We start from the raw sequence: 13,330 nt of genomic DNA, 5'->3' as shown, positions 1-13,330 counted from the left end.
CTGTCCTCCTTCGACGCCGCGTTTGCGGGCGAGTTCGAGCGGCTGCTGCGCTGGCGCCGCGACGTGCGCCACTTTTCCCCGCGCGCCGTCGACGAGGCCGACATGCAGGCGCTGCTGGGCAGCGTGGCGCTGGCGCCTTCGGTTGGCAATGCACAGCCCTGGCGGCTGGTGCGCCTGCGCTCGGCACAGGTGCGCGCGGCGCTGGTTGCGCATGTCGATGCGGAGAATACGCGCGCGGCGCAGCGTTATGCCGGGGAGGCGCGACATGAGGATTACCTCGCGCTCAAGCTGCATGGCCTGCGCGAGGCGCCTGAACTGCTCGCGGTGTTCTGTGACGAGGCGCCCGAGGCGGGGCACGGCCTTGGCATCGCGACGATGCCCGAGGCGCTGCGCTATTCCTGCGTCACTGCCGTTCACACCATGTGGCTGACCGCGCGGGTGCGCGGCATCGGCATGGGCTGGGTCTCGATCCTGCGGCCCGAGGCGGTGGGGGAGATACTGGATGTACCGCATGACTGGTCGCTGATCGCGCTGCTCTGCGTGGGCTACCCGCTGGAAGACCATGACATTCCCGAACTCGAACGCCGGGGCTGGCAGGCGCGCGAAGCGCTGGCCGCGCGGGTGTTCGAGCGATGACAGATAACAGGAGAGACCGATCATGCTGACGCCTGTCGAGGATGGACCGGCCATCGTGGCCTGCAACACCTGCCGCCACAGTGCCGACGCGCGCGAGGACGCCACGGGCCTTCGCGGCGGCGCGCAACTGGTCGCGGTGCTGCGCGAAGTGCAGGCCGAAGACGCGCGCTATGCCGGGATCGCGGTGCAGGAAATGCCCTGCCTGTTCGCCTGTACCGAGCACTGCACCGTCCACCTGCGCGCACCGGGCAAGGTCGGGTATGTGCTCGGTCGTTTCACGCCCGATCGCGAGGCGGCGACCGCGCTGCTCGACTATGCCGCGCACTATGCCGAGAGCGAGCACGGGCGTGTGCCGTTCAAGCAGTGGCCGCAGGCGATCAAGGGCCACTTCATCACCCGTACGCCTCCGCAAGGATTTGTCGTCGAATGACCGCGTTCCCCTCCGTCGCCGCTTTCGAAGCCGCGCTGGCCGATCTTCCCGTTGCCGATCCGGGGGCCATCGCCGCCGCCCACGCGCGGCAGGCGCAACTGACCAAGCCTGCGGGATCGCTCGGGCGGCTGGAGGACATCGCGGTCTTCCTCGCCGGTTGGCAGCGTCGCGAGCGCCCGGTGCTCGAACGCGGACGGGCAGCGATCTTCGCAGGCAACCACGGCTTTGTCGTCCATGGCGTGAGCCCCTATCCGGCGAGCGTGACTGCCGCGATGGTCGAGAACTTCCGCAGCGGGGGCGCAGCGATCAACGCGCTGGCGGGCGCGGCAGGGCTGGAACTGACCGTGGTTCCGCTCGATCTCGATCGCCCGACGGCGGACTTCACGGTTGATGCGGCCATGACCGAGGAGGAATGTCTGGCCGCGCTTTGCGCAGGCGCCGCAGTGGTCACGCCCGATCTCGACCTGCTGGTGATCGGCGAGATGGGTATCGGCAACACCACTGCCGCCGCCGCGCTATGCGCGCGCAGCTTCGGCGGCGATCCGGCGCAATGGGTTGGGCCGGGCACCGGCCTCGATCCCGAGGGAATCGCGCGCAAGTGCCGCGTGGTGGAGCGCGCGCTGGCCTTCCATGCCGATGCGCCGATGACGCCGTTCGAGGTCCTGCGCCGCCTTGGCGGACGCGAGATCGCAGCGATGGCAGGCGCGGTGCTGGCCGCGCGACGGCTGCGCATTCCGGTGATGCTGGACGGGTTCATCACCTGCGCGGCGCTCGCCCCGCTGGCGCTTGCCGTTCCTGCCATCACCGACCACTGCCTGGCGGGGCACTGTTCTGCGGAGCCCGGACATGCACTGCTGCTGGAGCGTCTGGGCCTTGCGCCGCTGCTCCGGCTCGACCTGCGGCTAGGCGAAGGCAGCGGCGCGGCGGTGGCGGTGCAGATCGTGCGCTCGGCGCTGGCGATGCATGCGGGCATGGCGACCTTCGCCGAAGCGGGCGTGGCGAACCGGGCGTGAGCGGGTTTCTCGTCCATCTGCTGCGCCATGGCGCGCCGCCGATGCCGGGCCTGCTGCTCGGCCATCGCGATCCGCCGGTGACGCCGGAGGGCATGGCCGCCTGCCTTGCGCGGGTGCCGGACCTTTCGTTCGCGGCGGTCGCCAGCTCCAACCTGCAACGGTGCGCGGCAACGGCACAGCAGGTGGCGCAGGCACGCGGCCTGTCCTGCAAGACCGATCCGCGCTGGCGCGAACTCGATTTCGGGGACTGGGACGGACAGGCTCCCGATCAGGTGGACCCGACCGCGCTGGCCGCGTTCCACGCCGATCCCGATGGCAGTCCGCCGCCGCAGGGAGAGCGCTGGTCGGCGCTGGTCGCGCGTGTCGGCGAGGCGCTGGCGGCCTTGCCTGCGCGCGATACGCTGGTCGTGACGCATGCGGGGGCGATCCGCGCGGCGCTGGCGGCGCAGTTTGGTTTCGCGCAAGGCCAGCTCTGGGCCTTCGATCTGCCTTATGCTTCGGTGTTGACGCTGCGGGTGTGGGAGGGAGCCCCTCGCATGGCGCAGATCGTGGGGCTTATCGCATGAAAGGCCTTATCGTCGCGATCCAGTTCCTGACGCGCCTGCCGACGCCGCGCCTGCCGACGCCGCGCCTGACCGTGACGTCACAGGATTTCGCGGCCTCGATGCGCTGGTTTCCGGCGGCGGGCTTGCTGGTGGGCGCGCTGGTCGCGGTGGCGGCCTGGGCGGGGGCTTGCCTCGATACCTGGACCGGGGCGCTGGCCGGGCTGGTCGTCTGGGTGCTTGTCACCGGGGCGCTGCATCTCGACGGGCTTGGCGACATGGCCGATGCCAGCGGTGCGGCACACAAGGACGCCGAACGACTGCGCGCGGTGCTGGCCGATCCGCATGTCGGCAGCTTCGGGGTAACGGCGATCGCCCTGCAACTGATCGCCAAGCTGGTGCTGCTGCACGGTGTGCTCGACTGCGGGCTGGGGTGGGCGCTGGTGCTCGTCCCGTTCGCCGCGCGGATCGCCCCGCTGGCGTGGACGCGCATGCTGGCGCCGTTGCACGAAGGGCTCGCCTCGCGCTTTCGCGATGCTGTGCGCCCGCACGATCTGGTGCTGTGGAGCGCCGCGCTGCTGGTCGCGGCGTGGTTCGTGCCTGCTCTGCTGGTGGGCGTGCCGTTGGCGTGGCTCTGGGCGCGCTGGCTGTCGCGCCGCATTGGAGGCATATCGGGTGACGGCCACGGCGCGGGCATCGAACTGATCGAGACGGCCATCCTGCTGGGGCTCGTCGTGCAGGGAGCGCTGATCGCATGAGCACGCGCTGGACCTGGCATGGCGGTGGCCTCGGCGCCGCGCGTGCGCACTTCGGGGAGGGTGCGCTGCCGTGGCTCGACCTTTCGACCGGGATCAATCCGCAGCCCTGGCCGCATGCGGAAAGTCTCGCCATCGACTGGCAGAGCCTGCCCGACGAGGGTGCCTTGCGCGATCTGGAACGCGCGGCGGCGGAGCACTTCGGCTGCGATCCGGCGCATGTCTGCGCCGTGCCGGGCACCGAAGTCGGCCTGCGGCTGACGGGCGATCTGCTGGGACAGGCCTCTGCCTTTCACCTTACGCCCACCTATCGCACCCATGGCGAGATCGTGGCGGGCAGCCGTGAGATCGCGCTGTCCGAAGTCGAAAAGGCGGACGGCGAGACTTTGATCCTCGCCAATCCAAACAACCCCGACGGACGCCTGCTGGAACCTGCGACCCTGATGGCGTGGCTCGCCCGGCGCGGCGCGAAAGGCTGGCTGATCGTCGACGAGGCCTTTGCCGATTGCCACGAGGGTATGAGCCTTGCTGGAGAGGTGTCCGATCACCGCCGCCTGCTGGTGTTCCGTTCGTTCGGCAAGTTTTTCGGGCTGGCCGGAGTGCGCCTGGGCTTCGTGATCGGGCCGCGCGATGTGCTGGTGGCCATGCGCGCGCGACTGGGAGCCTGGCCGGTGTCCTCCGCCGCCATTGCCATCGGCACGGCGGCCTATCGCGACACGGCATGGATCGCCGCGACGCGCACGCGTCTGGTCGAGGATGCGGCAGCGCTGGATCGTGATCTGGCGAAGCTGGGCTATGAAGCGCGCGGCAGTTGCCCGCTGTTCCGCCTGATCGACTGCGGCGATGCGCAGGCGCTGTTCGACCATCTTGCGCGCCACGCGATCCTGACGCGCCCGTTCGATGCTGAACCACGCTGGTTGCGGCTTGGCCTCCCGCCGGGCGCAGAGGCGCGCGAACGCTTGCTGTCCGTGCTGGCGCTCCATGGCTGAGCCGGTCGCGCTGGTGGCGCTGGTGCTCGATGCGGCATTCGGGTGGCCGGGGAATATCTATCGCCGGATCGGGCACCCGGTGGGTCTGTTCGCATGCGTGATAGAGGCGGGCGAGCGGCGCTGGAACGATCCCGAACGTCGCGAGGCAGCGCGGCGGATGCTGGGCGTGGTGCTGGTCGTTCTCCTGCTCGGCGGCGTGATCGGTGTTACGCTGGCGATCGAGTGCCTGCTGCGCGCGATATGGGGAGCGCATGCGTGGATCTTCATCGGGGCGCTGGCGTGGCCCGCGCTGGCGCAGCGTAGCCTCTATGACCATGTGCGGCCCATTGCGATCTCGCTGTCGCGAGGCGAGGGGATCGGCGCACGGCGAGGCGTGGCGATGATCGTCGGGCGCGATGTCGAGGCGCTGGACGCCGCCGGGATCGCCCGCGCCGCGATCGAGAGTCTGGCCGAAAGTTTCTGCGACGGAATCGCCGCGCCGCTGTTCTGGCTGCTGGTCGGCGGTCTTCCCGGCGTCTGGGCCTACAAGGCGATCAACACTGCCGACAGCCTGATCGGCCACCGCGAGCCGCGCTGGCGGGCGTTCGGCTGGGCGGCGGCGCGGCTGGACGACGTGCTCAACCTCATCCCGGCGCGGCTGGGCGGGGTGATCCTGTGCCTTGCAGGGGGCGGGGGCTGGCGCGTGCTGTGGCGCGACCACGCGCGTCATGCCTCCCCCAATGCCGGCTGGACCGAGGCGGCGATGGCAGGCGTACTGGGGCTGAGGCTGGCCGGGCCGGTGTCATACGATGGGGCGTTGCACGACAAGCCATGGATCGGCGATGGGCGGATAGAGGCTTGTGCCGACGATGTATTCCGCGCGCTGCGGGTCTATGTGCGGGCCTGCGTGCTGCTCGCGCTGATCGCGGCGGGGATTGTTTGGGGGATGGGGTAAGATGGGCGCCTTGATGTTGCAGGGCACGGGCTCGGACGTGGGCAAGTCGGTGCTGGTGGCGGGGCTGTGCCGGGCCTTTGCCAATCGCGGTCTGGCGGTGCGCCCGTTCAAGCCGCAGAACATGTCGAACAATGCCGCCGTCACCATCGACGGTGGCGAGATCGGCCGGGCGCAGGCGCTTCAGGCGCTGGCCTGCCGCGTCGAGCCGCATACCGACATGAACCCGGTGCTGCTGAAGCCGCAGGCCGATCACACCTCGCAACTGGTGGTGCAGGGTCAGGTGCGCGGGACCATCGGCGGCGGCAATTTCCGCGAGGCGCGCGCGGCGCTGCTGCCGCAAGTGCTGGAAAGCTGGGAGCGGCTGCGCGCGCAGTCGGACGTGGTCGTCGTCGAAGGTGCGGGCGCAGCGGCGGAAATCAACCTGCGCGCGGGAGACATTGCGAACATGGGCTTTGCGCGCGCTGCGAAAGTGCCCGTCGTGCTGGTCGGCGATATCGACCGGGGCGGGGTGATCGCCTCGCTGGTGGGGACGCGCACGGTGCTTGACCCGGACGACGCGGCGATGATCCAGGGCTTTCTCATCAACAAGTTCCGCGGCACACCCAGCCTGTTCGCGGACGGCTATGCGCAGATCGAGGCGCTGTCGGGCTGGCGCGGCTATGGCGTGATCCCATGGCTTGCCGCTGCCGTGCGGTTGCCCAGCGAGGATGCGGTGGTGCTGGAGAAGCCCGATAGCTCGCGCCGCGCCGCGCTGCGCATCGCCTGTCCGATCCTGCCGCGCATCGCCAATTTCGACGATCTCGATCCGCTCAAGGCCGAGAGCGGCGTCGAACTGGTGATGGTGCCGCCGGGCCGGCCGATCCCGCTCGACTGCGATCTGGTGATCCTGCCGGGCTCGAAGGCGACGCTGGCCGACATGGCGGCAGTGCGCGAGCAGGGCTGGCATATCGACATTCTTGCCCACCATCGGCGCGGGGGCCGGGTGCTGGGCATCTGCGGCGGCTACCAGATGCTGGGGCGCGTCATTCGTGACCCGCGTGGGATCGAAGGGCCGCCGGGCGAAATCGCAGGGCTGGGGCTGCTCGATGTCGAGACCGAACTCACCTCCGGCAAGACCCTGCTGCGCGTGACCGGCAGCGCGATGGGGCAGACGTTCGAGGGCTTCGAGATGCATATGGGCGAGACCTCCGGGCAGGATTGCACCCGGCCTTTCGCCACGCTGGACGGTACGCGCGCGGACGGCGCGATGAGCGCGGACGGGCTTGTGATCGGCACCTATGTCCACGGGGCTTTTGCGAGCACAGGATTGCGGACGGCCCTTCTGAAGAGCTTCGGCGTCGCCTCCGACAGGCGCAGCCATGCTTCCACCGTGGATGCCGCGCTTGACGAGATCGCCGTCGAGCTGGAGCGTCATGTCGACGTTGGCGGGCTGATGCGCATGGCGCTGGGGCGCGAGCGATGAGCAGCCTGCTGGTGATCGGCGGCGCGCGCTCGGGCAAGAGCCGCTATGCGCAAGGGCGGGCCGAGGCGCTCGGGCAAGAGGCGGTCTATATCGCCACCGCACAGGCCTTCGACGAGGAGATGCACGCGCGGATCGCCAGCCATAAAGCGGATCGCGGCGAGGGGTGGCGAACGGTGGAAGCTCCGCTCGACCTGCCGCAGGCCCTGGCGGCGAACGATGCCGAGGTGCTGCTGGTCGATTGTCTGACGCTGTGGACCAGCAACCTGATGCTGGCCGACCGCGATATTCCCGAGGCGCTCGACCGACTGATCGAGGCGATAAATGCCGCGCGCGGCACGGTGATCCTCGTCACCAACGAGGTCGGGCTGGGGATCGTGCCCGACAATGCGCTGGCCCGCCGCTTTCGCGATGCGGCGGGGATCGTCAACCAGCGCGTCGCCGCGTGCGTGGAAGAGGTCCAGTTCCTGTGCGCCGGGCTGAACCTCAGGATGAAATGAAAACCTACTTCGCCTCGGCGATCAGCTTCTGGGCGGCGGGGCTGGTCCAGTCGTTGCCGCCCGACCAGCGCCAGACTTCGCGGCCCCGACTGTCGAACAGGATCGTCTCGGGCAGGTTGCCGCCGTACTTGAAGCCGAGATCGCCCTCGTTGTCGGTCCACGGCGCGATGTGCTTGAGCTTGCGGCGCTGGAGGATCTCGGCCGCCTTGTCGGGCTGGCCCATGTTCTGCGAGATCGGCAGGATCTTCACCGGATAGTCCGCCTTCGCCGCCAGCGTATCGAGCGTTGGCAGTTCCGCGACGCAGGGCGCGCACCATGTCGCCCACAGGTTCACCAGCACCGGCTTGCCCTTCAGCGAGGGCAGGTCGAGCTTGTGGCCGGAGACGTCGACCAGCGTGATCTGCGGCAGCGGTTCGCCCTTGTGGGAGCGGTCGAGCGTGCCGGTCACGGCAGGCGCCGGTGCGGCAGTGGCGCTGGCGGCGGGCGTATCGCTGGTTTCCTGCGACGGTGCAGGTTGCGCGGCGTCCTTGCTTTGCCTATCGCAGCCCCCGGCGAGGAGCGTGGCTGTCCCCGCCAGCGATGCGAGGATTAGCGACTTGAGCGATTTCGAAGAGAGCAAGGCAGGCGGCTCCAACCAGATGTGGGGCGGACGGTTCGCGGAAGGACCGTCGGCGATCATGCGCGAGATAAATGCCTCGATCCCCTTCGACAAGGCGCTGTGGCGTCAGGACATCGCCGCCAGCAAGGCACATGTCGCGATGCTGGGCGCCTGCGGGATCGTTTCGGCGGCAGACGCCGTGACGATCCGCGACGGTCTGGACGCGGTCGCAGCGGAGTACGAAGTCAGCGGAGTCCCGGAAAACTGGGACCTCGAAGACATTCACATGACCACCGAGAGCCGCCTCGCAGAACTGATCGGCCCGGCGGCAGGCCGTCTGCATACCGCACGCAGCCGCAACGATCAGGTCGCCACCGATTTCCGCCTCTGGGTCCGCGATGCGATGGATCAGGCGATCTCTGGCCTCGATGCCCTGCAGGTCGCGCTCGTTTCGCGTGCGGGTGAGCATGCCGATTCGATCATGCCCGGCTTCACCCACCTCCAGACCGCGCAGCCGGTCACGCTGGGCCACCACCTGATGGCCTATTACGAGATGATCGGGCGCGACCGCTCGCGTTTCGCCGATGCCCGCAAGCGCATGAATCGCAGCCCGCTGGGCGCAGCGGCGCTGGCCGGCACCGGGTTCCCCATCGACCGCACGATGACCGCGCAGGCGCTGGGCTTCGATGCGCCGACCGACAACAGCCTCGATTCGGTGTCCGACCGCGACTTCGCGCTCGATTACCTGATGGCCGCCAGCCAGTGCGCGCTGCACCTCTCGCGTCTGGCCGAGGAGTTCATCATCTGGGCAAGCCAGCCCTTCGGCTTCGTCGCGCTGCCCGACAGTCTTTCGACCGGCAGCTCGATCATGCCGCAGAAGAAGAACCCGGACGCTGCCGAACTGGTGCGCGGCCACTCGGGGCGGATCACCGGCTGCCTGATGGCGCTGATGATGACGATGAAGGGCCTGCCGCTCGCCTATTCGAAGGACATGCAGGACGACAAGCCGCCGGTATTCGAGGCCGCCGGGCTGCTGGCGCTGTCGATCGCGGCGATGACCGGCATGGTCGCCGAGACCCGCTTCAAGACCGACCGCATGCGCAGCGCCGCCGAACTCGGCTTTGCGACCGCGACCGACCTTGCCGACTGGCTGGTGCGCGAGGGGGACATTCCCTTCCGCGAGGCGCATCACATCACCGGTGCGGCGGTCAAGCTCGCCGAGACGCGGGGGCTTGCGCTCGATCAGTTGCCGCTGGACGATTTGAAAGCCATCGACAGCCGCATCGACGAGCGCGTATTCAAGGCGCTCTCGGTCGAGGCCTCGGTCGCCGCGCGCAAGTCGCACGGCGGCACGGCGCCCGATCAGGTTCGTCTGCGCGTGGCCGAGGCGCGCGTGGCGCTCGGTCTGGAGTGAGGGAATTGATGCGTTTTTCCGGCAAGGTCGCTGTCGTTTCCGTTCTCGCACTGCCGCTTGCGCTGGCCGCTTGCGGGCAGCGTGCAGAGCTGAAACCGCCCAAGGGCGCGATGCTGCCGCCCGCGCCCTATGGCGTGAGCGAGCGTCCGAATTCGACCGCGCTGCTCAAGACGCCGACGATCGCGATCCCGGAGCGCAATCTCGAACTGCGCACCAAGTCGGAAACGCGCGAGGACGATCCGTTCAACCTGCCGCCGCCGGAAAAACCCGATCCGACAGCGACTTCGACGCCGACCGATGCGCCGACCCCGACAGAAACGCCCTCAACCGGGGCACAGGGCAACTGAGCCCGCCACAGGACCGTCCATGAACCATTTCGACATTACAGACGGCGTGCTTCACGCCGAACAGGTCTCGCTGGCCGAAATCGCCCGTGAGGTCGGCACCCCGGTCTATGTCTATTCGCGCGGCACCATCGCCCGCCACGCGCGCGTGTTCCGCGAGGCGCTGGCTGGCGTGGGCCGTGTCCACATCGCCTTCGCGGTAAAGGCGAACCCGAACCTTGCGGTGCTGCGCCTGCTGGCCAAGGAAGGCTACGGCGCCGATGTGGTCTCCGAAGGCGAGATGCGCCGCGCGCTGGCGGCGGGTATCCCGGCGCAGGAAGTGGTGTTCTCGGGCGTCGGCAAGACCACGCGCGAACTGGTTGCCGCGCTCGAAGCCGGCATCGGCCAGTTCAACCTCGAAAGCGAGGAAGAGGGCCACGAACTGGCGGACATCGCCGAGGCCCGCGGGCTGGTCGCCTCGTGCGCGCTCCGCGTGAACCCCGATGTCGACGCCAAGACCCACGCCAAGATCTCGACCGGCAAGGCCGAGAACAAGTTCGGCGTCGCTTATGATCGCGCTGCCGGGATCTATGCCCGGCTTGCCGCGCGTCCCGGCCTGATGATGCGCGGGCTGGCCGTGCATATCGGCAGCCAGATCACCGACCTCGAACCCTCGCGCCAGGCCTTTGCCAAGATGGGCGACCTGATGCGCGCGATCCGCGCGGACGGCTTCGCGGTTACGCACATGGATCTCGGCGGCGGTCTGGGCGTGCCGTACAAGACCACCGACGTGCTGCCTGGCCCCGCCGAATACGGCGCGATGGTGGCCGACGTGACCAAGGACTGGGACGTCACCGTGATGTTCGAGCCGGGCCGCGTGATCGTCGGCAATGCAGGACTTCTCGTGACCGAAGTGGTTCGCGTGAAGCAGGGCACGGGCGCGCCGTTCGTGGTCGTCGATGCGGCGATGAACGACCTTGCCCGCCCGGCGATGTACGATGCCTGGCACGATTTCGACGCCGTTGCCCCTTCGGGCGAGACCATGGTGGCCAACATCGTCGGCCCGATCTGCGAAAGCTCGGATACCTTCGCGATGGGCCGCACCATCGACGTGGTGAAGGCGGGCGATCTGGCGGTGTTCCGCACGGCGGGTGCCTATGGCGCGACGATGGCGAACACCTACAACAGCCGCGCGCTGGTGCCCGAAGTCATGGTCGATGGCGACAAGTGGGCGCTCGTCGCCGCGCGTATCGAGCCTTCGACGATCCTTGCCGCCGAGCAGGTGCCTGACTGGCTTGCGTAAAGTCTGGCTGGCCTGAGGTTGCTCAGGGTAGCCCGGCGGAGGAAGAACTCCTCCCGCCGGGCTGCCCCGAAATCTTGCCTCAGTGAATGACTGCGCAGGCGATCCGGTCGCCCGAGCCGCCGATCGGCTGGGTGGTATAGTCGTCGGGCTTGGCGTGGATCACCAGCGCGGAGGCATCGGCATCGAGCAGCGCCGGGCGTCCGCCTTCGCCGTGGAGCGAGGCCAGCGTCGAATGCAGTTCGACCATCGCCTTGCCCTTGGCATCGACGTAGAGGTTCGGCAGGTCGCCCGCGTCGTTCTCGCCCTGCATCATGAAGCCGTGAACCACGGGCGTCTGCATGTGGACATGCGCGCCCGCGTCCTTGAACGCGGCGTCGCTGCAATCGCCCTTTTCATGGAAATGCATGCCGTGCCAGCCTGCGGGCAGGCCATGGGCATCGACGCGCAGCAGCACGCCCGAAGCGGTTTCGGTCAGGCTGATGGTGCCGATCGCCTTGTGCGCGGCATTGTAGATCGTGCCGGTCGCGGTGTTGGTCGCAGTGTCAGGCGCAGGGGCCTGGGCGCTGGCGGCAGTACACAGGCCTGCCATGAGCAGGAGCGCGGAGAGCTTTCCGATGTGGGGGGGCATTCGCAGTTCCTTCGCTGAGATGGACATTTGGTGCGCTGGTGCTGGGTATGCGTCGCAATAGCGGTGCGGTCCAGACAAAAGGCGCCGCGATTTCAGCGCGCAAGTGTGAAGCCGGACCCAGGGTTCTGACCCTTGTCTGGTATAACCGGCGTGTAACCGCTAGGCTCCCGGTCATGATCGAAAGCCTGCCGCTGTTTCACCGCATCGCCGACGCGCCCGTGATCGTCTTGGGTAATGGCGATGCCGCCGAGGCGAAGCGGCGACTGGTGGCGCGGGCTGGCGGGCGGATTTGCACGGAGCTGGCCGAAGGCATCGCGGCTGGCGCTCGGCTGGCCTTCCTCGCTTTCGAGGCGGACGGGGGTGAAGTGGCCGAACGCCTCGCTGCCGAGGCCCGCGCGGCCGGATTGCTGGTGAACGTCACCGACCGTCCGGCCTTGTGCGACTTTACGGTCCCCTCGATCCTCGACCGCGCGCCGCTGCTGCTGGCCATCGGCACGGGCGGTGCTTCTGCGGGGCTTGCCAAGGCGGTTCGGCTGCGGCTGGAAACGCTGTTGCCGCAAGGGCTGGGTCGCCTTGCGCGCGCGCTGGGAGAAGCGCGGCCACTGCTGCGCCAGCGCTTTCCCGATGCAGGCGAACGCCGCCGCGCGCTCGATATGGCGCTGGGCGAGGGCGGTGCGCTCGACCTCCTGCGCGAGCATCCCGAAGGCGCGGTGCCCCGCTGGCTGGAGGGTGCGAGCGGCGGGGCCTCGGGCGTGGTCGAGATCGCGTTGCGCAGTGCCGATCCCGAAGATCTCACCTTGCGCGAGGCGCGCCTCCTCGGCTCGGTCGACCTGCTGCTCCACGAACCCGGCGTGCCCCCGCGATCCTCGACCGGTCCCGCGCCGACGCGGTGCGCGAGGTGCTGCCCGATGGCGCGACGGTGCCGGAGATGCGGACGGGCGAGGGCTTTGTGGTGGTACTGCGGGCGCCTTGATCTGAGGGGCGGGACGGCGTTTGGAGCTGGGCCGCGCGGTGCTCGTAGCTGGCCGCGCGGTGCTCGGCAGGCCTTCCGCCTTATCCTTGCCATGCCCGCACCCCACCTGCTTCGTCATTCCCGCGCAGGCGGGAATCCAGTTCTGCCCTCACGTCCACAGCCTACCCTACCGTGTCACGCCGACTGGATCCCCGCCTGTGCGGGGATGACGAGGGTTCGATTTCTCAGGCTTGGCGAGATGATTTGATCGCTATAGATAACTCGGGCTCCATGATAAGGGCGAGATCATGGAGAGCTTGTGATATCCATGGGTAGAAATTACCGACATTCTCGTGCCTGCGTTCGTCGAAAATCACATCAGGGCATGATTGAAGTTGCTTGTCTCGCAAATATTCCCATGATCGATCTGACATTTGCTTGAGCTTTTGCGTTACTTCAGGCTCATTGAAGAGGAAGCGGCTTTCCCGCGTTCGCTGCCCGAATTTCGAAAAACGTTGGTTGCTTTCGGGGGAACCCAATCGATCATTGCCGGTCTCATTTAGAAATTCCACTGCTGCCTCATAAACAGCCATCCTGCGTTCAAAGAGGTCGGCACGCAGCTTCGCGTGCTCGAGATTGAGTTGACCTGCAAGGATTTCAGATTGATTTTTCGTGATCTCTATTTGTTTGCGGCCAACCAATATTGCAGCAATGACTGCGAGCAGCCCTGTCACGAAGGTAGCAATGGCCTGCCAGTCCAAGTGGCGTAGGATGTTGAGGCAATCCGTCAGAAATTTCATGAGATGTCTGACCTTTCATTCAAGGGACATGCGCGGAAAATCCCGAGGACCGCT

The 13,330-nt window shown here is 67.9% G+C and carries 16 protein-coding genes; 13 read left to right on the top strand and 3 right to left on the bottom strand.

Annotated features, from left to right (window positions below):
* Window positions 1–63: 63 nt before the first annotated feature.
* The 9 genes from bluB to cobU are packed head-to-tail and all read left to right on the top strand — an operon-like array spanning window position 64 to window position 7,258.
* Entirely contained in the window at window positions 64–636 is a 573-nt protein-coding gene (gene bluB, locus CI805_RS01200; protein ID WP_260925270.1) for a 5,6-dimethylbenzimidazole synthase, read from the top strand.
* A gap of 22 nt (window positions 637–658) precedes the next feature.
* Window positions 659–1,066, top strand: a complete 408-nt coding sequence (locus CI805_RS01195) for a DUF1636 domain-containing protein (RefSeq protein WP_260925268.1) — start codon at window positions 659–661, stop codon at window positions 1,064–1,066.
* Complete coding sequence (gene cobT / locus CI805_RS01190) at window positions 1,063–2,079, top strand: nicotinate-nucleotide--dimethylbenzimidazole phosphoribosyltransferase (RefSeq protein WP_260925266.1); 1,017 nt, start codon at window positions 1,063–1,065, stop codon at window positions 2,077–2,079. Before CI805_RS01195 ends, cobT begins: the two co-directional genes overlap by 4 nt.
* Entirely contained in the window at window positions 2,076–2,645 is a 570-nt protein-coding gene (locus CI805_RS01185; RefSeq protein ID WP_260925265.1) for a histidine phosphatase family protein, read from the top strand. Before cobT ends, CI805_RS01185 begins: the two co-directional genes overlap by 4 nt.
* Window positions 2,642–3,379, top strand: coding sequence for an adenosylcobinamide-GDP ribazoletransferase (cobS, locus tag CI805_RS01180; RefSeq protein ID WP_260925263.1), 738 nt, complete (start codon window positions 2,642–2,644; stop codon window positions 3,377–3,379). Before CI805_RS01185 ends, cobS begins: the two co-directional genes overlap by 4 nt.
* Window positions 3,376–4,365 (top strand): threonine-phosphate decarboxylase CobD, encoded by a 990-nt coding sequence (cobD, locus tag CI805_RS01175; protein ID WP_260925260.1) that lies wholly within the window; start codon window positions 3,376–3,378, stop codon window positions 4,363–4,365. Before cobS ends, cobD begins: the two co-directional genes overlap by 4 nt.
* Window positions 4,358–5,299, top strand: coding sequence for an adenosylcobinamide-phosphate synthase CbiB (cbiB, locus tag CI805_RS01170; RefSeq protein ID WP_260925258.1), 942 nt, complete (start codon window positions 4,358–4,360; stop codon window positions 5,297–5,299). Before cobD ends, cbiB begins: the two co-directional genes overlap by 8 nt.
* Before the next feature lies 1 nt (window position 5,300).
* Window positions 5,301–6,761, top strand: a complete 1,461-nt coding sequence (locus CI805_RS01165; protein ID WP_260925256.1) for a cobyric acid synthase — start codon at window positions 5,301–5,303, stop codon at window positions 6,759–6,761.
* Window positions 6,758–7,258 carry a bifunctional adenosylcobinamide kinase/adenosylcobinamide-phosphate guanylyltransferase gene (gene cobU, locus CI805_RS01160; RefSeq protein WP_260925254.1) on the top strand — a complete coding sequence of 167 codons (501 nt, stop codon included), beginning with the start codon at window positions 6,758–6,760 and terminating at the stop codon, window positions 7,256–7,258. The genes CI805_RS01165 and cobU overlap by 4 nt, the downstream gene beginning before the upstream one ends.
* Before the next feature lie 4 nt (window positions 7,259–7,262).
* Here the strand turns inward: cobU and CI805_RS01155 are convergent, their stop codons facing one another.
* Window positions 7,263–7,877: a TlpA family protein disulfide reductase gene (locus CI805_RS01155; RefSeq protein ID WP_260925252.1), complete on the bottom strand. Its 615-nt coding sequence runs from the start codon at window positions 7,875–7,877 to the stop codon at window positions 7,263–7,265.
* Window positions 7,878–7,896: 19 nt separating this feature from the next.
* On the opposite strand from CI805_RS01155, the gene argH reads away from it, so the two are divergent.
* The 3 genes from argH to lysA are packed head-to-tail and all read left to right on the top strand — an operon-like array spanning window position 7,897 to window position 10,896.
* On the top strand, window positions 7,897–9,270 hold the full coding sequence (gene argH / locus CI805_RS01150; RefSeq protein WP_260928024.1) for an argininosuccinate lyase: 1,374 nt from the start codon (window positions 7,897–7,899) through the stop codon (window positions 9,268–9,270).
* Between the two features lie 8 nt (window positions 9,271–9,278).
* Entirely contained in the window at window positions 9,279–9,617 is a 339-nt protein-coding gene (locus tag CI805_RS01145; protein ID WP_260928022.1) for a hypothetical protein, read from the top strand.
* 19 nt (window positions 9,618–9,636) lie between these two features.
* Complete coding sequence (gene lysA, locus CI805_RS01140) at window positions 9,637–10,896, top strand: diaminopimelate decarboxylase (RefSeq protein ID WP_260925250.1); 1,260 nt, start codon at window positions 9,637–9,639, stop codon at window positions 10,894–10,896.
* A gap of 79 nt (window positions 10,897–10,975) precedes the next feature.
* Here the strand turns inward: lysA and CI805_RS01135 are convergent, their stop codons facing one another.
* Window positions 10,976–11,524, bottom strand: coding sequence for a superoxide dismutase family protein (locus CI805_RS01135; RefSeq protein ID WP_260925248.1), 549 nt, complete (start codon window positions 11,522–11,524; stop codon window positions 10,976–10,978).
* Window positions 11,525–11,697: 173 nt separating this feature from the next.
* On the opposite strand from CI805_RS01135, the gene CI805_RS01130 reads away from it, so the two are divergent.
* Window positions 11,698–12,744, top strand: coding sequence for a bifunctional precorrin-2 dehydrogenase/sirohydrochlorin ferrochelatase (locus CI805_RS01130; RefSeq protein WP_313958510.1), 1,047 nt, complete (start codon window positions 11,698–11,700; stop codon window positions 12,742–12,744).
* Here the strand turns inward: CI805_RS01130 and CI805_RS01125 are convergent.
* Window positions 12,722–13,276, bottom strand: coding sequence for a hypothetical protein (locus tag CI805_RS01125; protein WP_260925246.1), 555 nt, complete (start codon window positions 13,274–13,276; stop codon window positions 12,722–12,724). The genes CI805_RS01130 and CI805_RS01125 overlap by 23 nt on opposite strands.
* Between the last annotated feature and the right edge of the window lie 54 nt (window positions 13,277–13,330).

The organism is Novosphingobium sp. 9, assembly GCF_025340265.1.
GTDB lineage: Bacteria > Pseudomonadota > Alphaproteobacteria > Sphingomonadales > Sphingomonadaceae > Novosphingobium.
The sequence above is the reverse complement of the archived record's forward strand: the minus strand, read 5'-3'. Positions and strand labels throughout refer to the sequence as shown.

What these genes read in the sequence shown, in the direction of transcription:
- CI805_RS01195 (WP_260925268.1), top strand. Translation starts at nt 659, where the DNA reads ATGCTGACGCCTGTCGAGGATGGACCGGCCATCGTGGCCTGCAACACC.
- cobT (WP_260925266.1), top strand. Translation starts at nt 1,063, where the DNA reads ATGACCGCGTTCCCCTCCGTCGCCGCTTTCGAAGCCGCGCTGGCCGAT.
- cobS (WP_260925263.1), top strand. Translation starts at nt 2,642, where the DNA reads ATGAAAGGCCTTATCGTCGCGATCCAGTTCCTGACGCGCCTGCCGACG.
- cobD (WP_260925260.1), top strand. Translation starts at nt 3,376, where the DNA reads ATGAGCACGCGCTGGACCTGGCATGGCGGTGGCCTCGGCGCCGCGCGT.
- cbiB (WP_260925258.1), top strand. Translation starts at nt 4,358, where the DNA reads ATGGCTGAGCCGGTCGCGCTGGTGGCGCTGGTGCTCGATGCGGCATTC.
- CI805_RS01165 (WP_260925256.1), top strand. Translation starts at nt 5,301, where the DNA reads ATGGGCGCCTTGATGTTGCAGGGCACGGGCTCGGACGTGGGCAAGTCG.
- cobU (WP_260925254.1), top strand. Translation starts at nt 6,758, where the DNA reads ATGAGCAGCCTGCTGGTGATCGGCGGCGCGCGCTCGGGCAAGAGCCGC.
- argH (WP_260928024.1), top strand. Translation starts at nt 7,897, where the DNA reads ATGTGGGGCGGACGGTTCGCGGAAGGACCGTCGGCGATCATGCGCGAG.
- CI805_RS01145 (WP_260928022.1), top strand. Translation starts at nt 9,279, where the DNA reads ATGCGTTTTTCCGGCAAGGTCGCTGTCGTTTCCGTTCTCGCACTGCCG.
- lysA (WP_260925250.1), top strand. Translation starts at nt 9,637, where the DNA reads ATGAACCATTTCGACATTACAGACGGCGTGCTTCACGCCGAACAGGTC.
- CI805_RS01135 (WP_260925248.1), bottom strand. Translation starts at nt 11,524, where the DNA reads ATGCCCCCCCACATCGGAAAGCTCTCCGCGCTCCTGCTCATGGCAGGC.
- CI805_RS01130 (WP_313958510.1), top strand. Translation starts at nt 11,698, where the DNA reads ATGATCGAAAGCCTGCCGCTGTTTCACCGCATCGCCGACGCGCCCGTG.
- CI805_RS01125 (WP_260925246.1), bottom strand. Translation starts at nt 13,276, where the DNA reads ATGAAATTTCTGACGGATTGCCTCAACATCCTACGCCACTTGGACTGG.